We start from the raw sequence: 25683 nt of genomic DNA on the forward strand, positions 1-25683 counted from the left end.
CGACAGGCCTTCGACGAGGAAGCGGTGCTACAGCGGGCGGCGGAAACCGCGCACGGCGACCACCGCGCTCACCAGCGCCACCAGAGCGCTCACCAGCAGTGACGGGCCGACGAGGTGGGTGCCGTCCAGCCCGAGTGCGACCGCGCGGGAGGCGTCCACGGCGTAGGTGAGCGGGTTGATGCGCGCGATGAACTCCAGCCAGTCCGGCAGTTCCGCGATCGGCACGAACGCGCTGGAGATGAACATCAGCGGCACCATCACCAGGATGCTGATGTTCTGCATCGGCTCGGTGCGTCGCAGGCACGCGCCCATCGCGAGGAAAGCCCAGCTCAACGCGCTCCCGACGCCGAGGGTGAGCAGCGAGGACAGCACCATCCCCGCGATGCCGCCCTGCGGCGAATAGCCCAGCACGGTCACCGCCAGCACCAGGATCAGCAGCACCTGCAACGCACTGCGCACCAGGTCGGAGGTGCTGCGCGCCAGCAGCAGCGAACTCGGCATGATCGGCAGCGAGCGCAGCCGCGCGACGATGCCGTTGCGCAGGTCCTCCACCAGGCCGATGCCGGTCTGCGACGAGGTCTGCACGACGTGGTTCACCAGCACGGCGGGCATCAGGAAGTCCAGGTACTCGGTTCCCGCGGGCAGATCCGCGGCGAGCGCGAAGTTCGTGAAGATCTGGGTGAACACGAACAACGTCATCACCGGCTGGATCAGGCCCACCAGCACCAGGCCGGGATCGGTGATGAACGAGCGCAGGGATCGGGCGGTGAGCACGACGATCTGCGTCACCGCGGAACTCCCGTTCCAGCGCGGTGCCAGGGTCGTGCTGCCCGTGTTCAACGGCAACGTGGTGGTCATGCTCGCTCCACTGTGGTCGGTGGGTTCGCGCGGAACGGGTTCAGGAATGCTTGGAGTGGCGGGCGAGCGCGAGGTACACGTCGTCGAGCGTCGGCTCGCCGAAGGCCAGTTCGGCCGCTTCGATCCCGGCGTCGTCGAGCACCCGGATCACCGTGGCCGTGTCCCGCGAGGCCTCGATCGGCGTGACGATCGCGGTGCCGTCCCTGCCGACCGACGGTTCCATTCCGGCCCGGCGCAGCGCCGCACAGCCCGTTTCCGGGTCGGTCCCGGGCTCCAGCACCACCGTCACCGTGCGCTGCCCGACCTGAGCCTTCAGTTCCGAAGCGGAACCGGAGGCCACGACGTTCCCGGCCGACAGCACGGTGATCGTGTCGGCGAGCCGATCGGCCTCGTCGAGGTACTGGGTGGTCAGCAGCACCGTGGTGCCCTCGTCGACGAGGCGTTCCACGATGCCCCACATGGCGATCCGGCTCGACGGGTCCAGGCCGGTCGTCGGCTCGTCCAGGAAGATCACTTCGGGGTTCCCGACGAGGCAGGCCGCCAGGTCCAGCCTGCGCCGCATCCCGCCCGAGTAGGTGCGCGCCCGCCGATGCGCGGCCTCGGTGAGGTCGAACGCCTCCAGCAGCTCACCGGCGCGCTTGCGGGCCCGGCCGCCGTCGGCGCCGAGCAGCCGAGCCAACATGATCAGGTTGTCGCGGCCGCTCATCTCCTCGTCCACGGAGGCGAACTGCCCGGTCAGGCCGATGCGCTTGCGCACTTCCTTGGGCTGGGCCGCGACGTCGAACCCGGCGACCCGCGCGACGCCCGAACCGGCGGGCACCATGGCGGTCAAGATGTTCACCAGCGTCGTCTTGCCCGCACCGTTGTGCCCGAGCAATCCGAGCACGGAACCCTTCGGCACGGCCAGAGTCACCGACTCCAGCGCGGGCACCGAACCGAAGGACTTGCCGACCCCGATCGCCTCGATCATCGGTGCGTCGGTGTCGTTGCTGCCGCGAGCGGGTCGGCCGTCGGGGGCCGTGGTCAGCGCGGTCATGGATGAATCCCCCACAACTGGGTCGTCGTGTGTCCAGGGGACCGTCCAGGTGTGGGCCGCGAGTCCCCCGGAGCCGCGGGCCGAGCATGCGGCACGGATCAGCGGGGGCACCAACCGCTCGTAACAACAAAACACTCGTGCGAAGACTAGCTTCCGGCTGATCGCACGGATGGCGGCGGATCACACGACTGTAACGCCGCGAGCCGGGTTGCGAAACGCCCCGCAACACTAGGGATCACCCCACTCGCCGCGGTCGTAGCGTGGCTGCGCAACGCATCCCGCCGAGCGAAGGAAATGCCCATGCGAGTGTTGTTCTCGGTGTCCTCGTGGCCTGGGCACTACTTCCCGATGGTGCCGCTCGGCTGGGCGCTGCGCGCCGCGGGCCACGACGTCCGGGTGCTCTGCGCGGAGTCCGATGTGGACGCCGTGACGCGTGCCGGGTTGACTCCGGTGCCGGTGCTGGAGGGAATCGACCTGCTGCTCGGCGCGCGCATGATCAACCTGATCGGCGCGTACCAGGGCAACTGGCCGTATCCGACGCCACCGCTGCACCCGGAGACAGGTAAACCGCTCGACCTCGCCGCCTTCGATTTCGGTGCGTGGCACGAACAACTGCGCCCCACGCTGCTGGAACGCGCCACCCGCAGCACCGACGCCGCCGTGGCCTACGGCCGCGACTGGAAACCGGATCTTGTGGTGCACGACATGATGAGCCTGGAAGGACCGCTGGTCGCCAAGGTGACCGGAGTGCCCGACGTGCTCCAGCTGTGGGGTCCGGTGGGCACCGGCGACGACTACAGCCCCGTCGGTGGTGGCGCGAAGGCCCAGCCGGCCGTGCCGGTCGACACCAGCGCCGCGTTCGCCCGCTACGGCGTCGGCGAGATGGGGTTTCACCACATCGACCACGTGCTCGATCCCTGTCCGGACCTGATCAAGCCGAACAACGGCGAACATCGCATCCCGGCCCGCTACGTCCCGTACAACGGTCCGGGCGCGGCGCCGCTGGACCTGCCGCCGCGCACCGACCGGCCGCGGGTGTGCGTGGTGTGGGGCCGGTCGGCGACGCGCACGTTCGGCGCGACGGTGAACAAGATGCCGCAGGTGGTGCACGCCGCCACGACCCTCGGCTACGAGGTGCTGCTGCTGTCCTCGCCCGCCGACGCGCAGGATTGCGGCCCGCTGCCGGATTCGGTGCACGTGCGCAACGACGTCCCGCTGAGCCTGGTGTTGCCCGGTTGCGACGCGGTGGTGCACTACGGCGGCGGGGGAGTGACGATGACCTCGGTGGTGGCCGGGGTGCCGCAGCTGTCGCTGCCCTGCGGCTTCGACCAGACGGCGATGGCCCGCCGAGTCACGGATTCCGGCGCAGGCCTGGACATCCCCAACTGGGAAGCCGACACCGAAGGCATCACGACCGCCCTGGGCCGCCTCCTCGCGGAGCCCGCCTTCACGAAGTCCGCCACCGAACTCGCCACCGCCGCAGCAGAACTCCCCACCCCCGCCGAGGCCGTCCCCACCCTCACGACCCTCGTCCCCTGACCTCCCTCAGCCGAACACCCCTCCACCAGCTCCGTCCAGCCGAGCGGGCCGCTCACCCGGAGATCGGCGGGGTGAACGGCTCGTTCGACCAATAGGTTTGGTCGAACGGGCCGTTGACCCGGAGATCGGTGGGGTGAACGGCTCGTTCGACCAATAGGACTGGGCGAAAGGGGCGTTCGCCTCAGGCGGTTGCTGGGGAGTAGGAGTCGAAGTAGCGGTCGAGGAGCTCGTCGAGGTAGGCGGGGCCGAAGTCGAGGTCGGCGAACTCCGGCACCAGGCGGTGCAGCTTCGCGAGGCTCACCCGGGTGAGCTGCGGTGCACGCCGCACCAGGCGCCGCTCGGCGTCCACCCCGAGCCGCCGCTGCAACCCGTCCACGATGTCCGGGACGGCGATCGGTGAACCGGAGGCCACGTTCACCGCCGTACCGTGCACGTCCCGTGCGCACAACGCGTCGAGCACCGGCGGAACGTGGCGCACGTCCAGCAGATCCCGGTACGCCTCCGGGTGCACCGTCACGGAACCGGCGAGCACACCGCGAGCCAGCGTGGGCAGCAACTGCTCCGGCTGCTGCCCGTCGCCGACGAGATGCGTCAGCCGCAGCACCAGATATCGGGCACCGGAGAGCTCGCAGACCCGCTCCAGCGCGAGTTTGTGCCTGCCGTAGGCGTTGATCGGGAACACCGGCCCGTCCTCCACGCCCGGCAGCCCGTCCGACCCGTAGAGCGCTGCCGACGAAGTCGACAGGAACACCACCCGCCGCCCGTCCTTGCGGCAACGGCGCAGCACCTCGCCGACGAGCGCGGCCTCCCGGTCGAACCCGGCGGTGTCGGCCGCGGCCGTCGTCGACACCCCGGCGGCGATCACCGTGACATCGGGGTGGGCGTCGCCGAAGTGAGCCGTGAAGTGGCGGGCGAGGAATCCGTTGCCGACGATCTCCATCAGGCCCGTACCCGAACCGCCTGCTCGCGCACTTCGGTGATCAGCCGAGCCGTCTCGTCGGCCGCGTCGAGCCAAGCGGGCTCGTCCGGGCCGCGATCCCGCGCGGCGTGGGCGAAAGCGGCGATGGAGGCGCGGAACTGGTGGGAGGCGCCGAGCGTGAGCACCTCCGCGTGGTCCTGCTCGTCGATGCGCAGCACCGGGCGGTGTTCGGCGGGAGGGGTGAACGCGCGATCCAGGCTCAGCGCCGCAGCGGAGCCCCACAGCCCGTAGCTCGACCGGTAGGTGTGCTGGAAACCGAACTCCAGGTCGGCGAACACGCCCTCCGGCGATACCAGCAGCACGTGCCCGGCCAGGTCCACGCCGAGTCGTTCGTCGACCCGCAGCGTCGCGCCCGCCACCGACAGACCCGGCCCGAGCAGCAGTTGCGCCGCCCGCAACGGATACACCCCGACGTCGAGCAGCGAGCCGCCGCCGAGTTCCCGGTCGTAGCGGATGTCCGCGGCGGGCAGCGGCGGAATGCCGAACGTCGCGGTGAACGTGCGCAGCGCACCGATCCGTCCGTCGGCGACGAGTTCGGCGACCTTCACGTGCTGCGGGTGGTGCAGGAACGCGAAGTTCTCCCGCAGCACCAAGCCTTTCTCCCGCGCGAGCCCGGTGAGCTCGCGGGTGCGGGCGGCGTCATCGGTGAGCGGTTTCTCGCACAACACGTGCTTGCCTGCCCGCAACGCGCGCGACGTCCACTCGTGGTGCAGCGCAGTCGGCAGCGAGAGGTAGATCGCGTCGATCTCCGGATCGGCGATGAGCTCGTCGTAGCCGGTGGCCGTGCCGCCGAACCGCGCGGCGAACTCCGCGGCCTTCGCCGCGTCCCTGCTGGCCACGGCCGCCGTGGTCAGCTCCGGCACGTCGGCGACGGCGGGCAGCGTGCGGCGCCGCGCGATCGCCGAGCAGCCCAGCACGCCCAGCCGCACCGGCGCGCTCACCGCAGGCCCCGCAGGCAGGCGATGAGGCTGCGGGCCTGCACGTTGACGTAGTGGCTGTGCTTGAGCAGCTCGGTGAGCTGGTGCAGCGTCAGCCAGCGGTAGTCCGGCAGGTCGGCGTCCGGGAAGTCCGCGTCGACTTCGATGATCTGGTACCGGTTGCGGGCTTCGTGGAACCGCCCGCCCTCTTCGGAGAGTTCGGTGTCGAACAGCACCTGCTCAGGATGGCGGTCGAGCACCAGGTCCAGGAACGGCGGCCGGTATTGCACGCCGAGTCCGGTGTAGTTCTCAGGCGTGCACTGCACGGTCGGTGCCAACTCCACCACATCGAGGTACCCGGGTTCGACGCGCGCATTCATCAGCGCGTGCAGCACACCGTCGACCCGTTTCACCAGCACCGCCACCATGCCGGTGCCGTAGGGCCGCAGCAGCGGTTGGGTCCAGCCGCCGACTTCGCGGCTGTTGCTGCGCACGTCGACGGCGACGACGTTGAAGAAGGTGCCGAGCTCGTGGTGGATCTCGTTCGGGGTGCGCCGCCACCGCCGCACCCCGGCCAGCGGGATCAGGTCAGTGCGCACCAGGTGCTCGGACTGCTGCGCGGTGATCCAGCTGCGGACCTCGGCGGTGGTGTGCAGGGTGCCGGAGAGCGGATCGCGGGAGCGTTCCAGCGACTCGGCCACACCGCCGGGTTCCGCCGCGGCTCCTTCGAAACCGCCGGGCATGCAGGACAGCACGGTGCGCGAGTCCATGTTCACCAGGTTGTCCACGGCCAGCAGCCGGTGCAGCTGGCCGAGCGTCACCCAGCGGAAGTCGTCGTGCTCGGCGACCGGCTCGTGCACCTCGACGATCATGTTGCGGTTGCGCTTGCGGAAGAACCAGGAGCCCTGCTCGGACTGCAGGACGTCGCTGAGCACGTGCTGCGCGTCGGCGTCCCGGAAGTGCTCCAGGTACGGCACCGCGTTGCCCGCGTGCACCCGCGTGTAGTTGCTGCGGGTGGCCTGCACCGTCGGGGACAGCTGCACGCCGTTGACGTTGCCCGGTTCGGTCTTCGCCTGCATCAGGCAGTGCAGCACGCCGTTGATCTCGCGCACCAGGATGCCGAGGATGCCGATCTCGGGCTGGTTGATGATCGGTTGCGTCCAGGTGCGCACCGGACCGTAGTCGCTGTGCACTCGCAGGCCTTGGATGCTGAAGAACTTGCCGCTGTCGTGGCCGAGGTCGCCGGTGGCGTCATCGAAGCGCCATTTGTTCAGCTCCGCGAACGGAATGAGCCGGACGTCGTGCAGTTGTTCGGCGTTGCGTTCCTCGATCCAGGCGAACAGGTCTTCGGTGGGATGCAGCGCGTCCTGTTCGGTGCCGGCCGAGCGCGCCAAGCGGTGCGGCAGCGTCGTGTCCGGCTTGCGCAGCAAGCCCGTTCCGGCGGAACGCGCCATTGGGGTCTCCTCACGACGGTGATGCCGGCGGTTCGCTGGCGCGGCCCGCCGGGTCGCAACCCCATTCCTATCGGGGAAAAAGTAGGCGAAACCCCAATCCCGCCGGAACGTCGTGCGGTCAGACGCCCTTCGGCGTCACCTCGCCCATCTTGGACCAGCCATCGCCGGAGGTTTCGACGTTGATGATGTCCGGGGTGGTGGCGACCGCTTCGGACATCAGCTCGATGGCGGCCTTGAAGTGCGCCGACTGGACGTGCTCGGCCCCGGCTTCCTGGGAGGCGAAGCCTTCGGTGAGCACGAAGACGTTCGGGTCGTCGACGCTGCGGGACCAGTCGAAGAACAGGTTGCCCGGTTCGTTGCGGGTCGCCTGGGTGAAGTCGTCGACCAGCGAGAGCCACTGCTCGGCGCGGTCGGGACGGACGGTGAACTTGACGACGATGAAGATCACGGCTGGCTCCTGGTGGTGGCTGGATTGACCGGGGACGCACCCGGCGACGAGTGCATGATGACCTCTCGGAAACCGCCGGAGAACCCGCGTTGTCACATGCTGATAATGCGAATCCGGTGCAGGGCTCCGCTGCCTTCGCCTTGCCGGCGCGAATCCGTGCCTGGCGGCCGGAGGCCGTGCTTGGATGCGCGTTAGCGCATAGCCCACGTCGAACAGCCGGTCGCCGGCGGGTTCTCAGTGAGCCTCTCGCGAGGACGGCATTTTCCCTCGTGGCGAAACCACTCGGGAAAATGCCAACGCACGGGCCAGGGCTCACGGAGGTTCCGCCGGCTACCGGCTCCCCGCGAAGGTCACCGCGAGGCCAGGGACTTGATGATCTGGTTCGCCAGCGGGGCTGAGGATGCGGGGTTCTGGCCGGTGAACAGGTTGCGGTCCGCGATCACGTTCGGTTCCCACGGGGCGCCCTCTTGGAAATCCGCACCGAGCTGCACGAGGCGGTCCTGCACCAGCCACTTCGCCTTGTCGGCCAACCCGACCTGCTGTTCCTCGGCATTGGTGAACGCCGTGAGCCGGTAACCCGTGAACGGCGAGGAGCCGCCCTGCTCGGTGGCCAGCAGCGCGGCCGGGGCGTGGCAGACGACGCCCAGCGGCTTGCCGGAGTCGAGGGTCGCGGCCAGCAACCGGCCCGACCCGGCGTCGACCGCGAGGTCCTCCATCGGGCCGTGTCCACCGGGGTAGAAGACCGCGGCGTAGTCGGCGAGGTCGACGTCGTCCAGGTTGATCGGGTCGTTGAGCTCGGTGAACGTCTCCAGCCCGTTCGCCACGGCGTCGGCCTGCTCCTGCCCGCCGTTGGCGCCCGCGCCCAGGCTGCCCTGGTCGACGGTGGGCCGCACGCCGCCGGGAGTGGCCACGGTGATGTCGTATCCGGCCGCGGTGAACGCGCGGTAGGGCGCTACGGCCTCCTCCGCCCAGAATCCGGTCGGGTGCTTGCTGCCGTCGGCCAGCGTCCAGTGGTCGGCTCCGGTCAGCACGAACAGGATCTTCGCCATGGGGCGGCCCTCCTGAGGCGTCGGTCGTTCCTGTGCACGCCCATCATGGGCGTGCCTCGGCACACCGGTGTCAACCACGGCGGCCCCCGCATTATTCCGTCTAAAGTGGATTGATCTGTTCTCGTTGTTCGGCAAGGGAATTCTCGTCCCGGTGTCCGCTCCGGTGGTCCGCCGACGGGGTGCAGTTCGCCGCGTTCTTCGGTGCACACGGCCGTCGCGGCCGGTGTCCGGTGGACCCGCGGTCTTCCGTCCGGCGGGTGGTCCGTGGTTATGGTGTGGGCCACACGAGTCGGCCTCGTGCCGTCGCGTGACGCGGGGAGGTGGTTGTGGACGAGGACGTCCGCGTGATGCGGCCCGGAACCGATGTGCGCAGCCGCGCCAGGGTTCTGGCGCAGGTCCACGACGCGCTGTTCTCCGGCGGTCGTGCACCGGTCCAGCCGCGCAATTTGGTCGCCCGGTCGTGGCGGCGTGCGCGGGCGCAGGGAGTCGACCCGGACCTGCGGATTCCGCCGGATCCGGCGGGCACCGGGGAGGTCGAGCGGCGCCGCGAGCGCTCCGGGCTCCGGCCGGTGCTGCCGGAGCTGCGCACCGCGTTGACCTCGGTGGCCGAGGATTCGCGGCACGTGATGGTCGTGACCGATTCCGACGGGGTCGTGCTGTGGCGCGAAGGGGCCAGCAAGGTTCGCCGCCTCGCCGACGACATCGGCTTCGCCGAGGGCGCCCGGTGGTCCGAAGGCGTCGTCGGCGGCAACGCGATCGGAACCGCGCTGGCGGAGGGCGCACCGGTGCAGATGTTCGCCGCCGAGCACTTCCTGCGCGCGCACCACGTGTGGACCTGCACCGCCGCTCCGCTGCACGATCCGCGCACGGGGGAGCTGCTGGGGATCGTGGACGTCAGCGGGCCGACGGACACGATCCATCCGATGACGGTGGCGCTGGTCGGCACGGCCGTGAAGCTCGCCGAGGCGAGCCTGTGGCGCGGACACGAGCGACGACTGGAGTCGTTGCGGCAGATCGCGGGGCCGCTGCTGGCCGGGTTGAGCGGGACGGGGCTGGTCGTCGACGAGCACGGCTGGGTCGCGGCCGCCGCGGGCTTCGCCGGACCCGACCGGGTGGCGGTGCCGCGCGACGGGATACCGCTGGTGGTGCACGGAGTGGGCGACTGCGTACCGGAACCGGTGCCGGGCGGCTGGTTGCTGCGCCCGGCACGTGGTCCGCGGCTGCGGCTCACGCTCGACCTGGATTCCGCTCCGCCGCGTGCCGTGGTCGAAGGGTCGAGCCGCTGGGAGCACCCGTTGTCGGTGCGGCACGCGGAGTTGCTGGTGCTGCTGGCCGGGGCGGGTGCGGCGGGCATGTCGGCCGCGCAGCTCTCGGAGGCCCTCTACGGAGACCGAACGCACCTGGTGACGGTGCGCGCCGAAGTGTCCCGCCTGCGCAGAACGCTCGGGGGAGTGGTGCTGGCCCGCCCGTACCGGATCGCACCCGGAGTGGATTTCCCGCTGCCCGACCTCACCGGCTGCGCACTGGCGACCCGATCCACGGCCCCTGGAATCCACCGCCTCGTCCACGCATCCCCGCGCTGATCACCCTTCGGATTTCTGCTGCTCGGGCAGCACTCGGTGCTGCTCCAGGTCACCGGGATCCGCCGGTCTCGGGCGGTGCGTCGAGGCGAGCGCCGCGGGGCCGCTCCGCGTGATGTTCGCGGGTGACGTTCGAGCTTCTTCGCGCCCCGCCGTCCTCCGAACGGTGAACGTCCCGCCGTCCCGGCTGGGATCAACCGGGACGGCGGGACGGGTGGATCGACGCGGGCTTCGTGCTCAGCTCGTGTGATGGACCTTCTGGAGGCCGTAGACCGGGGTGGGGAGGCCTTCCGCCCGGGCTTTCAGCTGCAGCGCGAGGTACAGCGAGTAGTGCCTGGACTGGTGCAGGTTGCCGCCGTGGAACCACAGGCCGTCCTGCCGGGTCGGCTTCCACATGTTGCGCTGTTCGCCCTCCCAGGGACCGGGGTCCTTGGTGGTGTCGGAGCCGAGTCCCCACACCTTGCCGACCTTGTCCGCGACTTCCTGGCTGATCAGGTCCGCGGCCCACCCGTTCATCGAGCCGTAGCCCGTCGCGTAGACGACGAGGTCGGCGGGCAGTTCGGTGCCGTCGGCCAGCAGCACCGAGTCCTCGGTGAGCTCGGCGACCTGCCCGTGCGCGAGCGGCACCCGCCCGTCGGCGATCAGGTCGGCCGCACCGACGTCGATGTAGTACCCGGAGCCTCGCCGCAGGTACTTCATGAACAGCCCGGAGTCGTCGTCGCCGAAGTCGTGCTGGAAACCGGCCTCCTCCAGCCGCGCGTAGAACTCCGCGTCGCGTTCCTTCATGGCTTCCACGGCGGGTTTCTGGAATTGCGGCATGATCCGGTACGGCATCGACGCGAACGTCAGGTCGGCCTTCTGCGTGGTCATGCCCGCCGCCACGGCCTGCTCGGAGTACAACGGCCCCAGCGACAATTCCCGCAGCGAGTCCGATTTCGAGATGTGCGTGGAGGATCGCTGCACCATGGTCACGTCCGCGCCGACTTCCCACAGCGCTCCGCAGATGTCGAACGCGGAGTTGTTCGAGCCGATCACCACGACCCGCTTGTCCCGGTAGGTGTCGGGGCCGGGGTGCTGGGAGCTGTGGTGCTGTTCGCCGCGGAACCGGTCCTGGCCGAGGAACGAGGGCACGTTCGGCTTGCCGGACACACCGGTGGCGAGCACGAGTTGCTCGGGCCGCAACGTGATCGGCGTGCCGTCCCGGTCGAGCTCGACGGTCCATTCCTGCGCCTGGTCGTCGTAGGAGGCGGAGACGCACCGGGTCGAACCCCAGTAGTTGATCTCCATGACCTTCGTGTACATCTCCAGCCAGTCCGCGATCTTGTCCTTCGGCGCGAAAACCGGCCAGTTGCGCGGGAAGTCCAGGTACGGCAGGTGGTCGTACCAGACGGGGTCGTGCAGGCACAGCGACTTGTACCGGCCGCGCCACTGATCCCCCGGCCGTTCGTGCTGGTCCACCACGATGTGCGGGACGTCGAGCTGCCGCAGCCGCGCGCCCAGCGCGATGCCGCCCTGGCCGCCGCCGACGACGAGCACGTACGGCTGCCGCGAGTCGCCCAGCTCGGCCAGTTCGGCGTCCCGTGCCTCCCGCCACGTCCGCCGGTCCGGGTCGACGCCGTGTTCGGCTCCCATCGGGCGGCGGTACCCGCTGGGTTCCTCGAAGCCTTTCAGCTCGTGCAGCGTGGTCAGCAACGTCCACGCGCCGTCGTCGGTGAGCCGCAGGTGCCCTTCGCCGCGGCCCGCCGCGGTCTCGAAGCCGAACCACGCCTCCACGATCCCGCCGGATTCGACCGGTTCTTCGGTCACGCGGAACTCGTGCGCGTCGGCGGCGTCCATCGTGGCGCGCAGCAGGTCGGCCACTTCGTCGCGGTTCTCGACCGTCTTCAGGTTCCAGGTGAACGCGACCAGATCGCGCCAGAACGACGTGGTGGCGAACAGGCCGGCCGCCCGGTCCGCGTCGCGCGCGGCCAGCGCCGCCTCGAATTCCGCCAGCCACGCCTGCGCGCGGTCCCGCGCGGAGGTGGCGGCCGTTGCTTGGAGGGTCTGGGACATGGAGGTCCTCCCGCCGAACCGAGGTCATCCCCGATGATGACGTCTTTCCAGCAGGTAACAGCAGGCCGCGCGTCGCGCGGAAGGGTTGCCGGACCGTTGCGAACCGATGTCCCCCGTTCGGTGGGACGCGCGATGAACCCGTGGGGCCGCAGGCTCGCGCAGATCGTTCGGGCAAGGCACGGCAAGTCGCCCACGAGGCGTCGAACGCCGGCTCCGTCGTCGTCGGACTAGTGCCTGTTGTGAAAGTCCCGGGTCGAGCGGCGGGATCTTCGCATCAGGCGCTGGGCATACCGAGCAACCCGGCGGGGCCTGTCAGATCGTGGTCGGGAGCGCGTTTTCCAGGAGGGTCTCCGCCGCTGTCCGCGCGTGCCGACCGTAGTTCGACTCACCCAGCACCATGGCGCGGCTGGCGGCGCCGTCCGCGAGGGTCACGAGTTGCTCGGCGAGGACGGCGGGCTCGCGGCAGCCCAGTTCCGCTACCAGCTCGGTCACCAGCCGCGCCATCAGGAGTTTCTGTTCGCGAGCGTAGGAGTGGACCGCGCCCTGGGGGTCGGGGAACTCCGCGGCGGCGTCGATGAACGGGCATCCGCGCACGGGATCCGTGCCGGTCGGGGGCGGGTCGAACAGTGCGAGGATTCGGTCCTTGGCGGGGATGTCCTCGCGTGCCAGCACGCCCTCCAGGGTGCGTCCCGTCGAGGAGAGGTCCTTGAGATGGGCCAGGACCAGCTCGTCTTTGGTCCTGAAGTGTGCGTAGAGGGTGCGCTTGGACACCGGCGCCCGCTCCGCGATCTGCTCCATGACGGTCGCGTTGATCCCCTGGGTCGCGAACAGTCCGGCCGCGGCGGCCAGGATGCGCTCCCGCCCTCCGCGCCCCGGTCGTCGCGGCGCCGTCGTCATCGTGGCCATGACGTAAGTATACGTTCTTGTTTACTTCGGAGGGGATGGCTGGCTATAGTGCCATCAGGTAAACGTTTTCGTTTACTTAGGCGATCCTGAGGAGAGTTCCATGAGCGGACCGGTCTTCACCCGGACACGCACGGGCGAGGAGCCCACCGGCGGGACGCGGCCGGGCGGGACACGAACGTCGGAGTACGCCGAACAGCTGATCCGCGGGCGCCGCGCGACCCGCGCATTCCGCCCCGACCCGGTACCCGAGGACACTCTGCGCGAGGTCTTCTCCCTGGCCGGCGCCGCGCCGTCCAATTCCAACGCGCAGCCGTGGCGGGTCGAGGTGATCGGTGGCGCACGGCGAGACCGTCTGGCCGACGCTCTGCGAACGGCCCACGCCGAGCGACGCGTCATGGCCGACTACCCGTACTCCGAGGACATGTACGCCCCCGTCCACCAGGAACGTCGGGCAGCCTTCGGTGCCGGTCTGTACGGAGCGCTGGGCATCGGCCCCGACGACCACCCGGCTCGCGCGGCCTACGACGCGGAAAGTCTGGGCTTCTACGGGGCGCCCCATGCCGCGTTCTTGTTCGTCACCGGCGACGGCGGGCCGCGACTGGCCGCCGACGCCGGCGCTTACCTGCAAACGCTGCTGCTGGCCATGACCGGCTACGGTGTGGCCAGTTGCCCGCAAGGCCTGCTCAGCTTCTACGCCGACACCGTCCGCGATCAGCTCGGGGTGGACGAGGGGAAGCTGCTCGTGGGTATCTCCTTCGGCTACGCCGACGAGAATGCGGCGGTGAACCGGGGCGCGACCGGGCGGGCGGCTCTGGAGGCAACCACCACGTTCCACACCTAGATCCGGTCCCGAAAGCGCTGGTCACGGCCACTCGTTGAGGGCTGCGAACAGCACGGTCGCCGCGTATCGGACGGCGACGGCCGTTGTCTGGAGGGTCTGGGGCATGAGGTCCTCCCGCCGAACCGAGGTCCTCCCCGATGATGACGTCTTTCCAGCAGGGACCCCAGCTCAGCCCGCCGTGCGGAACGGTTGCCGGACCGTTGCGGCCGGATGTCGCTCGTTCGGCGGGACGCCCGGGCGGATCAGATGTCGAGCGCCTTCGCGCGTTGCGGCGGCGGTCCCACCACGACGAGATCCAGGTCGGCGGCGGCGAGTTCCGCGGGGTCCACCGCCAGCCCGGCGGGTCCTTCGGGGTGCACGTGCAGCTCGGTGGGGCGGCCGGTGAGGTCGAAGAACGGTTCGAACACGTCCGACGTGAGGATGCCGAGCATCCGGGTGTTGTGCGCGTCGAACGAGAACGTGTGGATCGTGCCCGCCGGGGCGTGCACGAAGTCGCCCTCGGTCAGCAGCACCTCGTGGCCGTTGACGTAGAGCCACACCCGCCCGGACACGCACACGAAGTTCTCCGTGTGCAGCCGGTGGAAGTGCCGGATGAAGTACGGGGCGCGCGCACCGATGGTGTCCACCGCGAAGTACCGGCCCGCGGTGTTCGCGCCGCGGGTGAGATAGGTGTTCAGGCCGTCCCCGGTCTCCCGGCGATCACCCTCGCCGCGCCGCAGGAAGTACGGCTGCGCGCCCTGCGGCAGCTCCGCGTCCCACACGTCCTGCGGATCCGGCGACGGCAGGGCGGGGAAGGTGATCCCCAGCGGTGCGCCCACTTCCGCCAGCCGCTCCGGCGGGTCGGCGAGCTCGGGTGACCGGAGTGGATGTGCCGGTCCACCGGGGTGCCCACCTGTTCGGCGAACTCCAGTGCTCCGCCCGGAGCGGCCCAGGTGAGCAGCCGGGTCACGTGCGCCAGCATCCGGTAGGCGACCGGTGTTCCGGCAGGGACGTGCAGCGAATCGCCACGGCTGAGAATCCGGCTCTGCGAACCCAGCCACACCTGCACGCTGCCGTCGAACACGTAGAACGAGCGCTGCCGGCCAGGCGTGCGCGTGGAACGGAACCTCCGCGCCTCGCCCGCCGCTGACGTAGGCGGCGTCGAACAGCCCTCCGGTGTCGCTGCCCCGGGCGATGATCGTCCACAGCAGACCGTCGAGTTCGTAGCGCCGCCCTTCCCCGCTCGCCAGGTAGTAGGGCACGGGTTCACCGGGGAGCCGGTTCACGACCGGTTCAAGATCGTGGATCGCTTCGAGGTCCGAGGGCATGATCATCCTTGTCGTTGGAGGTGCTGTGCGAAGAAGTCGCCGATGAGGTCGAACGAGGCGCCGGTCGTTCCGGTGGCTTCGTCCTGGCCCGGCAGTGCGCGCCGGTAGTGGGCGGTGGCGCCGGGTCGGGCTTCCAGCCGCCCGTCGTCCATGACCTTCGGTCCGTCCGGTTCGACTCGACCCCCCGGGTTGAGGAAGCCGTGCTGGAAGCCTTCGAGCAGGTACAGCGTCGATTCCGCGCCTGCGGCGGCCAACGCGGTGTGCAACGCCGTGCTCTGCGAGTCCGGCACCAGCACGTCCGCGGTTCCGTGCAGGAGCTGGAACGGCGGCGCCGAGCCGGAGACGTGGCTCAACGGGTTCGCGCGGGCGGCGAGTTCGGCGTGCTCGGCCGGAATTCCGCCCAGCAGCCGCGCTTCCGGGGAGTCGGCTCGCGAGTCCGGTGGGGCCGCCGCCACGACTTCGATCAGGTCCACCGGCCCGTACCCCTGCGACACGGCTTGCACGCGGGCGTCACCGGAGTCGGCGGGTTCACCGTCCACCGCGTCCAGGTGGCCGAGCAGCCCGGCCAGCGTCGCCAGGTGCCCGCCCGCGGACGATCCCCACAGCCCGACCGCGCCCGGATCGATGTCGAAGTCGGTGGCGTGCCGCCGCAGGTACCGGATGGCGGCACGAACGTCGAACAGCTGGGCGGGGAACAACGCCTCACCGCTGAGCCGGTATTCGATGGTGGCCATCACGAAGCCGCGTGCCGCGAAGTACCTGCCCAGGTCCGGCGCCAACGTCCGGTCACCGGTGAACCAGCCTCCGCCGTGCAGCCACACGATCGCGGGGAACGGCCCCGCGCCCTCCGGTACGACCAGGTCCATCAGCAGCGGACCTGAATCTCGCCGCGCGAACACGACGTCCTGAACCCGCCGCATCAGCGCTCCGTTCCGGCGGCGCTGGCCGAGCCGGACCGCCCGCGTTTCCCGGCGGTCGGCATCGCCGCCTTCAGCAGGATTTCCGTGCTCCCGTCCCGCTGCCCGCACGACAGGCCGAGCAGACGCATACGCCGTCCTTTCCGCTGGATGGCACCCACATCCGGGACCGCCACATTCCCGTTGGTCAGTGTCCCCGCGTCCGGAAAGCACGACGAACCGATGCGGAACACTTTGCCCGGCCGGTGTTCCGAATGTCAGGTCAGCGACGTAGGGGTCACGCAGCCGCGCCTGGCGCGCATTCGGTGCGATCCGCCCGGTGGACCCTGCCGGACATCCGTGCGCGGGGAAGTCCCTGCGCGGGAAAGCGATGCGAGGATCGGAATCGTCCGGTCCGCCGCACCGCTCGCGGCCGCCGGTGCGAACATGGCTCGATGGCGAAACCTGCCGTCCGAACGAGTTCCGTTCCGAATCGGGTCGAGGTGGCCCTGCGGCGCGCTTTGATCGACCTGGGCGCGGATTCGGGGCTCGATGGTGTCACGGCGTCCGATCTGGTGCGGCGGGCCGGGATCGGCCGGACCACGTTCTACCGGCACCACGACGGCATCGGCTCCTACGTCGAGTCGCTGCGCGGGCAGCTGCTCGGCGAGCTGCGGGAGGCGTTCCGGTCCGCGCAACGCGAGGCGGGCCGGGAATCGGGCCTGTATCCGATCCTGACGTTGCGGATCAACGCGATCCTGGTGGTCATCGAGCACCACGCGGACCTGCTGCGGCTGCTGTGCCGAGGTGCGGACGGCGTTGCCTTCCGGCGCCGCTGCCGCCTGCTGTTGAGCGAGTTGCTCGCGGACGACTTCGAGGTCCTGGGGGCGAGGATCGACGCGGCCTACTGCCCGCCGGAATACCTCCTCGCGTTCCTGTCGCACGCTTTCATCGGGGCCGTCACGGCCTGGCTGGCGAAATCCCGGCGCGAACCGATCGAGGACATGACGTTCTACCTGGCGGCGCTGATGAGCGGCAGCACCGCGGAATTCCTGGAGGAGCACCGGGGCGGCGAGAGCCCGCGATCCGATGGTCCACCGCCGCGCTGACGCGGCCGGCCCGCTCAGTCGAGCCGGGAGCCGGTGATGATCGTCAGCGCCGCTTCGGCCGACTTGGCCGTGACGGTGTCCAAGTCGTAGCCCTGCATGGACATCACTCCGTCCAGGTAGAACGTCGCGTAGCCGTGGGCCTGGGTCAGCAGCTGTTCCAGCAGCAGCAACGCCCGCTCGGCCGAGGGGGACACGGCGAAGCACAGCGACAGGTATTCGTCGGTGAGCGCGCGGCCTTCGGCGCGCAGCTCGGGGAAGCGATCGCCGCGCAGCTGTTCGGCGAACACGGTGTGCAGCCCGGCGCGGTGGCGTGCCAGGTACCCCGTGTAGGCCGCCGCCGCGGCCGCCAGCCGCCGCGCGGGGTCCGCGTGCCGCGCGATCGCGGCGGTGACCTCCCCGTGCAGCTCGCGGGCGACGGAGAGCGCGACCTCGGCCAGCAGCGCGTTGCGGTCCGGGAAGTGCCGGTACGGCGCCGCCGAGCTCACCCCGCAACGGCGGGCGACCTCCGCCACCGAGAACTCGGCGCCTCGCTCGGCGATGAGTTCGCGGGCCGCCCGGACCAGCGCCGCGCGCAACTCCCCGTGGTGGTAGCCGCGTGACATGTGCGAGATCACAACCCTTCGAGTTGCGAACGATGTAAGAGGGTTCTTACTTTAGAAAAGGTATGCGCACCTGGCAATACCGGTCACGTCAAGGCAAGGAGTACGTCATGACCACGACAGCAGCATTGGCAGCGCCGCGAGCGGGAGCTCCGCTGGAACGCACCACGATCGATCGCCGGTCGCTGCGTCCGGACGACGTGCTGATCGACATCGCCTACGCGGGCATCTGCCACAGCGACCTGCACCAGGCCGCGGAGGAGTGGGGCACCGCGATCTTCCCGATGGTGCCGGGCCACGAGATCGCCGGCACCGTTGCCGCCGTCGGCTCCGACGTCACCCGCTACCAGGTCGGCGACCGCGTGGGCGTCGGCTGCATGGTCGACTCCTGCGGCGAGTGCGAGCCGTGCCGGGCGGGCACCGAGCAGTTCTGCGAACGCGGCAACGTGCAGACCTACAACGGCGTCGGCTTCGACGGCGAGAACACCTACGGCGGCTACAGCAAGCAGGTCGTCGTCAAGGACGCGTTCGTCTGCCGCATCCCCGACGGCATCGGCCTCGACGTCGCCGCTCCGCTGCTGTGCGCGGGCATCACGACGTTCTCGCCGCTGAACCAGTGGCACGCGGGTCCCGGCAAGAAGGTCGCCGTCGTCGGCCTCGGCGGGCTCGGGCACATGGCGGTCAAGATCGCCGTCGCGATGGGCGCGGAGGTGACCGTGCTCAGCCAGAGCCTCAAGAAGCAGGAGGACGGGCTGCGGTTGGGCGCCACCGACTACTACGCGACCTCCGACGAGTCGACGTTCGAGACGCTCAAGGGGCGCTTCGACCTCATCATCAACACGGTGTCGGCGAAGCTGCCGGTGGACGCCTACCTCGGGACCCTCGCGGCGGGTGGCGCCATGGTCAACGTGGGCGCCCCGGCGGAACCGTTGTCCTACAACGCCTTCTCGTTGATCGCGGGCAACAAGGCGCTGGCAGGTTCGATGATCGGCGGCATCCCGGAGACGCAGCGGATGCTGGACTTCTGCGGCGAGCACGGCATCGGCGCCGAGGTCGAGGTGATCTCCGCCGCGCAGGTGAACGAGGCCTACGAGCGAGTCCGCGCCAGCGATGTGCGGTACCGCTTCGTGATCGACACCGCGACGCTCTGATCGGTACGCGTGGCCCCCGTTCCCGGTGAGCCGGGAGTGGGGGCCACGTCACTCCGCGTGATCCCCCGGAAGTGGGGGCGGTGCCGCGGGCGTTAAGTTGATCTCCGTCCGAAACGGAGTCGCCCAGCGGGAGTTGAGCATGAGCGTGCGCGAGCGCGTCGAGAACGTCGTCGAAGCGCCCCGGTTCCACGCTTTCATCATCGGCCTGATCGTGGTCAACGCGATCACGCTCGGCCTGGAGACGGTGCCCCACCTGCTGGCGCGGTACGGCGCCCTGCTGCACACCATCGACCGCACCGCGATGACGATCTTCGTCGGCGAGCTGCTCGCCCGGCTCTACGTGCACCGCCTCCGGTTCTTCCGGGACCCGTGGAACTGCTTCGACCTGCTGGTCGTCGGGGTGGCGCTGGCGCCTGCCAGCGGGCCGTTCGGCGTGCTGCGAGCGCTGCGCGTGCTGCGGGTGCTGCGGTTGATCTCGGTGGTGCCGACGATGCGCCGGGTGGTCACCGCGCTGCTGGCTGCGTTGCCGGGGATGGCCTCGATCGGCGCGCTGCTCGCGCTGATCCTCTACGTGTCCGCGGTGCTCGCCACCACGCTGTACCGCGACGTCGCACCGGAGTACTTCGGCCACCTCGGCGATTCGCTGTTCACCCTGTTCCAGGTGATGACCGGCGAGGCCTGGTCCGACGTGGCCCGCGAGGTCATGGCCGAGCGACCGATTTCGTGGATCTTCTTCGTCGTCTACATCGCCGTCACCACGTTCACCGTGCTCAACCTGTTCATCGCCGTCGCGGTCAGCGCGATGGAGACCCAGGTCGGGCAGGAGGACAGGCAGCGCGTCGAGGACGAGCACGCCACCATGGCGGCGCTGCTGGCGGAAGTGCAGCAGCTGCGCACCGACATGCGCGAGCTGCGCGAGGATTCCGCCCAGCCTGCCGGAAAGAGCTGAGTTCGTCGCCGTTGCGGAAATGCCTGCGCAGTGGGTACCTCGCCGCCCCTTCGCCGGTGTGGGCGCGATTTCTCAGGTATGTCCGATGTGCCACGAAATCGCTGTCCTCGCGAGGAAGCCGCTGTGAACCCGCCGGTGGTCGTCTTGCTCCAGCCGGTCACTGCTGCGCGGTTTCGCCGCTGAGACGACAGCGACCGAAGTCCGCAAAGACCAGTTCGTCCCTGACGTGAGCCCGCCGCCCGTTCCGCGCGGAACGGGCGGCGGGCGGGTCCTCAGAGCGTCTTCGCGAGCCGGTTCGCCAGCAGCGAGGTGAACTGCGCCGGGTCGCGCAGTTCACCGCCTTCGGCCAGCAGCGCCATGCCGTAGACCAGCTGCGCGGTCTCGGTCAGGGCTTCGCCTTCGCCGTTCTCGTCGAAGGAACTGCGCAGGCCGCTCACCAGCGGGTGCGTCGGGTTGATCTCCAGGATCCGCTTGACCCGCGGCACCTGCTGACCCATCGCCCGGTACATCTTCTCCAGCGTCGGCGTCATGTCGTTGTTGTCGCCGACGATGCAGGCGGGCGAGCTGCTCAGCCGCGAGGACAGCCGCACTTCCTTCACGTCGTCGGACAGCGCGGTGCTCATCCAGGTCAGAACTCCGGCGAAGTCCTCCTTCTGCTGGGCGTCCTGCTCCTTGTCCTCGTCGAGGTCGACCTCGCCCTTGGTGATGGACTGGAACTTCTTGCCCTCGAACTCCGGCACCGACTCGACCCACATCTCGTCGATCGGGTCGCTCAGCAGCAGGACTTCCAGGCCCTTGTCCCGGAACGCCTCGATGTGCGGCGAGTTCTCGATCTTGCTACGGGAGTTGCCGGTGATGTAGTAGATCGCGTCCTGGTCCTCCGGCATGCGCTCGATGTACTGGCGCAGCGTGGTCTTCTCGGACTCGTCGCGCGTCGACTCGAACGAGGAGATGTCCAGGATGAGCTCGCTGTTGTCGGGGTCCCCGACGATGCCTTCCTTGACGGCCTGCCCGAAGTTCTCCCAGAACGTCGCGTAGCGCTCGGCGTCGTTGGACTGCAGCTCCTGCACCGTGGTGAGGACCTTCTTCACGAGGCGGCGGCGCACCATCTGGATGCGGCGGTCCTGCTGCAGGATCTCGCGGGACACGTTCAGCGACAGGTCCTGGGCGTCCACGACGCCCTTGATGAACCGGAGGTACTCCGGCATCAGCTCTTCGCAGTCGTCCATGATGAACACGCGCTTGACGTAGAGCTGAGCGCCGCGCTTCTGGTCCCGGGAGAACAGGTCGAACGGCGCGTTCGCCGGGATGAACAGCAGCGCCTGGTACTCGAAGGTGCCCTCGGCCCGCAGGTGGATGGTCTCCAGCGGGTCGGCCCAGTCGTGGGCGACGTGCTTGTAGAACTCGTTGTACTCGGACTGCTCGACTTCGCCCTTGGGGCGTGCCCACAGCGCCTTCATCGAGTTGATCGTGTCGAGTTCGCGGGTGGACTCGCCGTCCTCGCCGGGCTTGTCCACCTCCATCCGGATCGGCCACGCGATGAAGTCGGAGTGCTTCTTGACGATCTGCGTGAGGGTCCGGGTGTCGGCGTAGTCGAGCAGCCGGTCCTCCTGGTCCTCCGCCTTGAGGTGCAGCGTGACCGCGGTGCCCTGCGGGGACTCGTCGACCGTTTCGATCGTGTAGGTGCCCTCGCCGCTGGATTCCCAGCGGGTCGCGGACTCCTCGCCGGCCTTGCGGGTCAGCAGCGTGACCTTGTCGGCGACCATGAAGCTGGAGTAGAAGCCGAGCCCGAACTGCCCGATCAGCTCCTGCGCGGCGGCACCGTCGGAGGTGTCCTTGAGCTCTTGGAGCAGTTCCGCGGTGCCCGACTTGGCGATGGTGCCGATGAGGTCGCGAACCTCGTCCTTGGACATGCCGATGCCGTTGTCCCGGATCGTCAGCGTCCGCTGCTCCTGATCGGGTTCGATCAGGATGTGCAGGTCGTCGGTGTCGACCTGCAGGTCTTTGTCCTGGTAGGAAGCCAGCCGCAACTTGTCGAGCGCGTCCGAGGCGTTGGAGATGAGCTCCCGCAGGAACGTGTCCTTGTTCGAGTAGATGGCGTGCACCATCAGCTGGAGCAGTTTCTGCGCCTCGGCCTGGAATTCGGCCGTTTCCACCTGCGTGCTCATTGAGTTCCTTCCTGGCCGCACATCACATCCGGCCGTCGAAAACCGGGGTGTCGTTCGTCCGGCCGGATCGGCCGGGGTCACTGGGCGTGAGGTTACTTGGTCGCTGAAGGGTCCCTCCAGCATGACCTGCGGAGGTACCCGGGTAGCGGAACCTCAGCGGCTTCCTCGCTGCGGGATCGATTTCTCATGTAGCCCGCTGCACAGCGAAATCGCTGTCCTCACGAGGAAACCGCTGAGAACCCGCCGGTGGTGGGCTTGCTCGAGTCACTGCTGACAAGACATGGAACAAAGGCGTGTTGCAACGTCGTGCATGCGTTCGGCCCATGTCGGAGGGGTTCTCGCCGAGTCGGCGCGGTCCGGCATGCTGTGCGCGTGTCCGATTCGAGTGATCCGCCGAAGCGTGCGCTGCGGTCCGACGCGCAGCGCAACCACCTGCGCATCCTGGCCGCCGCGCGGGCGGAGCTCGCCGAGCACGGCCCGGCGATCCGGCTGGAGGACGTCGCGCGTCGCGCCGAGGTGGGATTGGCCACGCTGTACCGCAGGTTCGCGGGCAGGCAGGAGCTCGTGCACGCGGTGTTCGACCAGTACTTCACCGAGGAGATCGAGCCGCTGTTGCACGAGGCCGCCGCCGACCCCGACGCCTGGCGAGGGCTGAGCCGGGGACTGGCCGACAGCTTGGCGACGGTGGTGGAGAACAAGGCGCTGCTGCACGCCGTGCGGGAATCGGGCGTGGCCATGGCGGAGGTGGTGCCGCGTTTCCTCGGGCCGATGGGCGAGGTGCTGCGCCGCGCGCAGCGCGACGGGCGGGCGCGTGCGGATCTGGTCGAGCGCGATCTCACGGCGTTCGTGGTGATGGTGCTGGCGGCGGCGGGCAGTGGCGTGGCGGAGAGGTCCACCGGTGCGCCGGAGGGCTGGCGGCGGTATCTCGCGCTGCTGCTCGACGGCAGCCGTGCGGCCGTGGCGGGGGAATTGCCGTGTCCGGGCGCGGAAACCGGCTGCTGAGTCGGCGCGAACGTGGGGGAGCGCTGGTGCGGCTGGGGCGGTCGGCGCCCGGATGCTCAGGAAATTCACAGACGGATTAAGTGAGAGTCGTTTCTCGTTTAGGTAGCGTCGGGCGGGTTCCCTTCCCGAACTCAGGAGTGCCCATGTCCTCAGCGACCGACGCACCCACCACGCCGGACCTCCCGTTGCACATGCGGCGCAACGGTTTTGATCCCGTTCCCGATCTCGCCGAGGTGCGGGAGGGCAGTGGTCTCGCCCAGGTCAGGACTCCGTTCGGCGCGGAGGCCTGGCTGGTCACCCGGCACGCCGACGTCCGCGCGCTGCTCGGAGACGCGGCGAGCTTCAGCAACAGCTGGCAGCGCCCCAACTTCGGCCTCTCCGAGCAGGAGGCTGCCGAGCTGCGGCGCGGCAATCTGCTCACCTACGACCCGCCGGAGCACAGCAGGCTGCGGCGGATGCTCACGCCCGAGTTCACGGTGCGGCGGATGCGGAGGTTGCAGCCTCGGATCGAGGAGATCGTCGAGGACCACCTCGACGCGATGGAGCGGGCCGGTGCGCCGCGCGACCTGGTCGCGGACTTCGCGCTCCCGGTGCCGTCGCTGGTGATCTGCGAGCTGCTGGGCGTGCCTTACGAAGACCGGGCCGAGTTCCAGGAGCGCACCGGCAAGGCGCTCGACACCTCGCTGCCCGACGACGAGCGGGTGCGGCTCAACATCGAGCAGCGGGCGTACATGCGCGGGCTCGTGGAGCGGGCGCAGGCCGATCCGGGCGAGGACATGCTGGGCATGTTGGTGCGCGAACACGGCGACGACCTGGAAACGGCCGACCTCACGGGCATCGCGAGCCTGCTGCTGGTCGCCGGGCACGAGACCACCTCGAACATGCTGGGCCTCGGCACGCTCGCGCTGCTGCGCCACCCCGATCAGCTGGCGCTGGTGCGCGACGAGCCGGAACGCGTCGCCCCGGCGGTGGAGGAGTTGATGCGCTGGCTGAGCATCGTGCACTCCGGTGCGCCACGGGTGACGACCACCGACGTGGAGATCGCCGGCCAGGTCGTGCCCGCGAACTCGATCGTCATGTTCGCGCTGCCCGCGGCCAACCGCGACCACGAGCTGGTGGACGACCCGGACACCCTCGACGTCACCCGCAAGCAGATCAACCACCTGGGCTTCGGCCACGGCATCCACCACTGCCTCGGCGCACCGCTGGCCAGGATGGAGATGTGCACGGCGTTCCCCGCGCTGCTGCGCCGCTTCCCGAACCTGCGCACCGCGACTCCCGCCGACGAGATCGAGTTCCGCTCGTACCACTTCGTCTACGGCCTCAAGAAGCTCGACGTCGCCTGGTAGTCGGTCGGCCGATGGACCCGTTCGCCTTTCGTGGGCGGGCGAACGGGTCATTCGACTCCTGCTTTCGGGCAAAACCACCTGTCGATCAATCACGCGCGGTGTTATTGCGACGACGGAGAGTGTTCATCGCTGTAAGGTCGAACGGGTTCCCCTCGACAGACCAGGAGAGTCCATGTCCTCAGCGACGGACAGCGCAGCCGCCGACGCATCTCCCAGCCCGCAACTGCCGCTGCACATGCGGCGCAACGGGTTCGACCCCGTTCCCGACGTCGCTCAGGTGCGTGCGAGCAGCGGCATCCTGCGTTTCACGACCCCGTTCGGCGCGGACGCCTGGCTGGTGACCCGGCACGCCGACGTGCGGGCGATGCTGGGCGACGCGGCGAGCTTCAGCAACGCCGAACATCGCCCGGACTTCGGCCTTCCCCCGGAGGAGGCCGCCGAGCTCAACCGCGGCAACCTGCTGAGCTACGACCCGCCGGAGCACACCCGGTTGCGGCGGATGCTCACGCCCGAGTTCACGGTGCGGCGGATGCGGAGGTTGCAGCCCCGGATCGAGGAGATCGTCGAGGACCACCTCGATGCGATGGAGCGGGCCGGTGCGCCGCGCGACCTCCTCGCGGACTTCGCGTTTCCCGTGCCGTCGCTGGTGATCTGCGAGTTGCTGGGCGTGCCTTACGAAGACCGGGCCGAGTTCCAGGAGCGCACCGGCAAGGCGCTCGACACCTCGCTGCCCGGCCCGGAGCGGGCGCAGAACAACATCGATCAGCGGGCGTACATGCGCGAGCTGGTGGAGCGGGCGCAGGCCGATCCGGGCGAGGACATGCTGGGCATGCTGGTGCGCGAGCACGGCGATGCTTTGGAGGCGCCCGACCTCACGGGCATCGCGAGCCTGCTGCTGGTCGCCGGGCACGAGACGACGGCGAGCATGCTCGGCCTCGGCACGCTCGCGCTGCTGCGCCACCCCGACCAGCTGGCGCTGGTGCGCGATGACCCGGAACGCGTCGCCCCGGCGGTGGAGGAGTTGATGCGCTGGCTGAGCATCGTGCACTCCGGTGCGCCGCGAGTGACCACGACCGATGTGGAGATCGCGGGTCAGCTCGTGCCCGCGGGTTCGACCGTGGTGTTCGCGCTGCCTTCGGCCAACCGGGACGACGACCTGGTGGATGATCCGGACACCTTCGACATCACCCGCAAGCAGATCAACCACTTGGGCTTCGGCCACGGCGTGCACCACTGCGTCGGTGCTCCGCTGGCGCGAATGGAGATGTGCACGGCGTTCCCCGCGTTGCTGCGCCGCTTCCCGAACCTGCGCACCGTCACGCCGGACGACGAGATCGAGTTCCGCTCGTACCACTTCGTCTACAACCTCAAGAAGCTCGACGTCGCCTGGTGATCCCGAGCGCGGGGGGCGTCCGGCCGGTGCTCGCCCGGAGTCGGGGAAGAAGCGAGCACCGGCCGGACGTACGACCTGCCGCCGCTCGGGGGAGGAGGCGG

The 25683-nt window shown here is 69.5% G+C and carries 23 protein-coding genes and 1 pseudogene; 9 read left to right on the top strand and 15 right to left on the bottom strand.

Annotation, left to right across the window (positions count from 1 at the left end; translation table 11 throughout):
* Nucleotides 1-27: 27 nt before the first annotated feature.
* Together H2Q94_RS08040 and H2Q94_RS08045 are read right to left on the bottom strand one after the other, a co-directional pair.
* The gene (locus H2Q94_RS08040) at nucleotides 28-858 is read right to left on the bottom strand and encodes an ABC transporter permease (protein WP_243793724.1); all 831 of its coding nucleotides are present in this window, start codon (nucleotides 856-858) and stop codon (nucleotides 28-30) included.
* Between the two features lie 40 nt (nucleotides 859-898).
* Nucleotides 899-1894, bottom strand: coding sequence for an ATP-binding cassette domain-containing protein (locus H2Q94_RS08045; RefSeq protein ID WP_309501135.1), 996 nt, complete (start codon nucleotides 1892-1894; stop codon nucleotides 899-901).
* Between the two features lie 300 nt (nucleotides 1895-2194).
* Here H2Q94_RS08045 and H2Q94_RS08050 point away from each other — a divergent pair, with 300 nt between their 5' ends.
* Nucleotides 2195-3433 carry a nucleotide disphospho-sugar-binding domain-containing protein gene (locus H2Q94_RS08050; protein WP_243793725.1) on the top strand — a complete coding sequence of 413 codons (1239 nt, stop codon included), beginning with the start codon at nucleotides 2195-2197 and terminating at the stop codon, nucleotides 3431-3433.
* 181 nt (nucleotides 3434-3614) lie between these two features.
* Here H2Q94_RS08050 and H2Q94_RS08055 read toward each other — a convergent pair whose 3' ends face one another.
* The 5 genes from H2Q94_RS08055 to H2Q94_RS08075 all read right to left on the bottom strand — a co-directional run bounded on the left by H2Q94_RS08055 (nucleotide 3615) and on the right by H2Q94_RS08075 (nucleotide 8280).
* Nucleotides 3615-4373, bottom strand: coding sequence for an NAD-dependent epimerase/dehydratase family protein (locus H2Q94_RS08055; protein ID WP_243793726.1), 759 nt, complete (start codon nucleotides 4371-4373; stop codon nucleotides 3615-3617).
* A complete protein-coding gene (locus H2Q94_RS08060) occupies nucleotides 4373-5353 on the bottom strand; it encodes a Gfo/Idh/MocA family protein (protein WP_243793727.1) in 981 nt (326 codons plus the stop codon). Before H2Q94_RS08060 ends, H2Q94_RS08055 begins: the two co-directional genes overlap by 1 nt.
* Nucleotides 5350-6783, bottom strand: coding sequence for an NDP-hexose 2,3-dehydratase family protein (locus H2Q94_RS08065; RefSeq protein WP_243793728.1), 1434 nt, complete (start codon nucleotides 6781-6783; stop codon nucleotides 5350-5352). Before H2Q94_RS08065 ends, H2Q94_RS08060 begins: the two co-directional genes overlap by 4 nt.
* Before the next feature lie 118 nt (nucleotides 6784-6901).
* Nucleotides 6902-7231 carry a putative quinol monooxygenase gene (locus H2Q94_RS08070; protein WP_243793729.1) on the bottom strand — a complete coding sequence of 110 codons (330 nt, stop codon included), beginning with the start codon at nucleotides 7229-7231 and terminating at the stop codon, nucleotides 6902-6904.
* Between the two features lie 350 nt (nucleotides 7232-7581).
* The gene (locus tag H2Q94_RS08075) at nucleotides 7582-8280 is read right to left on the bottom strand and encodes a type 1 glutamine amidotransferase domain-containing protein (RefSeq protein ID WP_243793730.1); all 699 of its coding nucleotides are present in this window, start codon (nucleotides 8278-8280) and stop codon (nucleotides 7582-7584) included.
* A 326-nt stretch (nucleotides 8281-8606) separates the two neighbouring features.
* Here H2Q94_RS08075 and H2Q94_RS08080 point away from each other — a divergent pair, with 326 nt between their 5' ends.
* On the top strand, nucleotides 8607-9863 hold the full coding sequence (locus H2Q94_RS08080) for a GAF domain-containing protein (RefSeq protein WP_243793731.1): 1257 nt from the start codon (nucleotides 8607-8609) through the stop codon (nucleotides 9861-9863).
* A 234-nt stretch (nucleotides 9864-10097) separates the two neighbouring features.
* Here H2Q94_RS08080 and H2Q94_RS08085 read toward each other — a convergent pair whose 3' ends face one another.
* Both H2Q94_RS08085 and H2Q94_RS08090 read right to left on the bottom strand, forming a co-directional pair.
* Entirely contained in the window at nucleotides 10098-11912 is a 1815-nt protein-coding gene (locus H2Q94_RS08085) for a flavin-containing monooxygenase (protein ID WP_243793732.1), read from the bottom strand.
* Between the two features lie 312 nt (nucleotides 11913-12224).
* Entirely contained in the window at nucleotides 12225-12818 is a 594-nt protein-coding gene (locus H2Q94_RS08090) for a TetR/AcrR family transcriptional regulator (protein ID WP_243793733.1), read from the bottom strand.
* A gap of 100 nt (nucleotides 12819-12918) precedes the next feature.
* Here H2Q94_RS08090 and H2Q94_RS08095 point away from each other — a divergent pair, with 100 nt between their 5' ends.
* On the top strand, nucleotides 12919-13659 hold the full coding sequence (locus H2Q94_RS08095; RefSeq protein WP_243793734.1) for a nitroreductase: 741 nt from the start codon (nucleotides 12919-12921) through the stop codon (nucleotides 13657-13659).
* 242 nt (nucleotides 13660-13901) lie between these two features.
* On the opposite strand, the gene H2Q94_RS08100 is transcribed toward H2Q94_RS08095, so the two are convergent.
* From H2Q94_RS08100 to H2Q94_RS30445, 4 genes and pseudogenes are all read right to left on the bottom strand, one after another.
* Nucleotides 13902-14477, bottom strand: a complete 576-nt coding sequence (locus H2Q94_RS08100; RefSeq protein ID WP_243793735.1) for a quercetin 2,3-dioxygenase — start codon at nucleotides 14475-14477, stop codon at nucleotides 13902-13904.
* A 158-nt stretch (nucleotides 14478-14635) separates the two neighbouring features.
* A pseudogene (locus H2Q94_RS30865) lies at nucleotides 14636-14908 on the bottom strand (hypothetical protein); the annotation flags it as partial.
* A gap of 60 nt (nucleotides 14909-14968) precedes the next feature.
* Nucleotides 14969-15886 carry an alpha/beta hydrolase gene (locus tag H2Q94_RS08105; RefSeq protein ID WP_243793736.1) on the bottom strand — a complete coding sequence of 306 codons (918 nt, stop codon included), beginning with the start codon at nucleotides 15884-15886 and terminating at the stop codon, nucleotides 14969-14971.
* A complete protein-coding gene (locus tag H2Q94_RS30445; RefSeq protein WP_258718671.1) occupies nucleotides 15886-16014 on the bottom strand; it encodes a hypothetical protein in 129 nt (42 codons plus the stop codon). Before H2Q94_RS30445 ends, H2Q94_RS08105 begins: the two co-directional genes overlap by 1 nt.
* Nucleotides 16015-16317: 303 nt before the next feature.
* Here H2Q94_RS30445 and H2Q94_RS08110 point away from each other — a divergent pair, with 303 nt between their 5' ends.
* Nucleotides 16318-16971, top strand: coding sequence for a TetR/AcrR family transcriptional regulator (locus tag H2Q94_RS08110; RefSeq protein ID WP_243793737.1), 654 nt, complete (start codon nucleotides 16318-16320; stop codon nucleotides 16969-16971).
* A gap of 14 nt (nucleotides 16972-16985) precedes the next feature.
* Here the strand turns inward: H2Q94_RS08110 and H2Q94_RS08115 are convergent, their stop codons facing one another.
* Entirely contained in the window at nucleotides 16986-17573 is a 588-nt protein-coding gene (locus H2Q94_RS08115; RefSeq protein WP_243793738.1) for a TetR/AcrR family transcriptional regulator, read from the bottom strand.
* A 107-nt stretch (nucleotides 17574-17680) separates the two neighbouring features.
* Here H2Q94_RS08115 and H2Q94_RS08120 point away from each other — a divergent pair, with 107 nt between their 5' ends.
* On the top strand, nucleotides 17681-18721 hold the full coding sequence (locus H2Q94_RS08120; RefSeq protein ID WP_243793739.1) for an NAD(P)-dependent alcohol dehydrogenase: 1041 nt from the start codon (nucleotides 17681-17683) through the stop codon (nucleotides 18719-18721).
* Nucleotides 18722-18860: 139 nt separating this feature from the next.
* The gene (locus H2Q94_RS08125) at nucleotides 18861-19670 is read left to right on the top strand and encodes an ion transporter (RefSeq protein ID WP_243793740.1); all 810 of its coding nucleotides are present in this window, start codon (nucleotides 18861-18863) and stop codon (nucleotides 19668-19670) included.
* 272 nt (nucleotides 19671-19942) lie between these two features.
* Here the strand turns inward: H2Q94_RS08125 and htpG are convergent, their stop codons facing one another.
* Nucleotides 19943-21838 carry a molecular chaperone HtpG gene (htpG, locus tag H2Q94_RS08130; protein WP_243793741.1) on the bottom strand — a complete coding sequence of 632 codons (1896 nt, stop codon included), beginning with the start codon at nucleotides 21836-21838 and terminating at the stop codon, nucleotides 19943-19945.
* A 372-nt stretch (nucleotides 21839-22210) separates the two neighbouring features.
* On the opposite strand from htpG, the gene H2Q94_RS08135 reads away from it, so the two are divergent.
* The 3 genes from H2Q94_RS08135 to H2Q94_RS08145 all read left to right on the top strand — a co-directional run bounded on the left by H2Q94_RS08135 (nucleotide 22211) and on the right by H2Q94_RS08145 (nucleotide 25582).
* Complete coding sequence (locus tag H2Q94_RS08135) at nucleotides 22211-22840, top strand: TetR/AcrR family transcriptional regulator (protein ID WP_243793742.1); 630 nt, start codon at nucleotides 22211-22213, stop codon at nucleotides 22838-22840.
* A gap of 143 nt (nucleotides 22841-22983) precedes the next feature.
* Entirely contained in the window at nucleotides 22984-24189 is a 1206-nt protein-coding gene (locus H2Q94_RS08140) for a cytochrome P450 (protein ID WP_243793743.1), read from the top strand.
* A gap of 172 nt (nucleotides 24190-24361) precedes the next feature.
* Nucleotides 24362-25582 (top strand): cytochrome P450, encoded by a 1221-nt coding sequence (locus H2Q94_RS08145; protein WP_243793744.1) that lies wholly within the window; start codon nucleotides 24362-24364, stop codon nucleotides 25580-25582.
* Nucleotides 25583-25683 lie beyond the last annotated feature (101 nt).

This window comes from Saccharopolyspora gloriosae (assembly GCF_022828475.1).
Taxonomy (GTDB): Bacteria; Actinomycetota; Actinomycetes; order Mycobacteriales; family Pseudonocardiaceae; genus Saccharopolyspora_C; species Saccharopolyspora_C gloriosae_A.

Bases quoted from the DNA above. Each gene is read 5' to 3' on its own strand.
- htpG (WP_243793741.1), bottom strand. From the start codon at position 21,838: ATGAGCACGCAGGTGGAAACGGCCGAATTCCAGGCCGAGGCGCAGAAA.
- H2Q94_RS08105 (WP_243793736.1), bottom strand. From the start codon at position 15,886: ATGCGGCGGGTTCAGGACGTCGTGTTCGCGCGGCGAGATTCAGGTCCG.
- H2Q94_RS08120 (WP_243793739.1), top strand. From the start codon at position 17,681: ATGACCACGACAGCAGCATTGGCAGCGCCGCGAGCGGGAGCTCCGCTG.
- H2Q94_RS08075 (WP_243793730.1), bottom strand. From the start codon at position 8,280: ATGGCGAAGATCCTGTTCGTGCTGACCGGAGCCGACCACTGGACGCTG.
- H2Q94_RS30445 (WP_258718671.1), bottom strand. From the start codon at position 16,014: ATGCGTCTGCTCGGCCTGTCGTGCGGGCAGCGGGACGGGAGCACGGAA.
- H2Q94_RS08090 (WP_243793733.1), bottom strand. From the start codon at position 12,818: ATGGCCACGATGACGACGGCGCCGCGACGACCGGGGCGCGGAGGGCGG.
- H2Q94_RS08145 (WP_243793744.1), top strand. From the start codon at position 24,362: ATGTCCTCAGCGACGGACAGCGCAGCCGCCGACGCATCTCCCAGCCCG.
- H2Q94_RS08125 (WP_243793740.1), top strand. From the start codon at position 18,861: ATGAGCGTGCGCGAGCGCGTCGAGAACGTCGTCGAAGCGCCCCGGTTC.
- H2Q94_RS08050 (WP_243793725.1), top strand. From the start codon at position 2,195: ATGCGAGTGTTGTTCTCGGTGTCCTCGTGGCCTGGGCACTACTTCCCG.
- H2Q94_RS08140 (WP_243793743.1), top strand. From the start codon at position 22,984: ATGTCCTCAGCGACCGACGCACCCACCACGCCGGACCTCCCGTTGCAC.
- H2Q94_RS08065 (WP_243793728.1), bottom strand. From the start codon at position 6,783: ATGGCGCGTTCCGCCGGAACGGGCTTGCTGCGCAAGCCGGACACGACG.
- H2Q94_RS08045 (WP_309501135.1), bottom strand. From the start codon at position 1,894: ATGACCGCGCTGACCACGGCCCCCGACGGCCGACCCGCTCGCGGCAGC.
- H2Q94_RS08110 (WP_243793737.1), top strand. From the start codon at position 16,318: ATGGCGAAACCTGCCGTCCGAACGAGTTCCGTTCCGAATCGGGTCGAG.
- H2Q94_RS08085 (WP_243793732.1), bottom strand. From the start codon at position 11,912: ATGTCCCAGACCCTCCAAGCAACGGCCGCCACCTCCGCGCGGGACCGC.
- H2Q94_RS08055 (WP_243793726.1), bottom strand. From the start codon at position 4,373: ATGGAGATCGTCGGCAACGGATTCCTCGCCCGCCACTTCACGGCTCAC.
- H2Q94_RS08115 (WP_243793738.1), bottom strand. From the start codon at position 17,573: ATGTCACGCGGCTACCACCACGGGGAGTTGCGCGCGGCGCTGGTCCGG.
- H2Q94_RS08040 (WP_243793724.1), bottom strand. From the start codon at position 858: ATGACCACCACGTTGCCGTTGAACACGGGCAGCACGACCCTGGCACCG.
- H2Q94_RS08095 (WP_243793734.1), top strand. From the start codon at position 12,919: ATGAGCGGACCGGTCTTCACCCGGACACGCACGGGCGAGGAGCCCACC.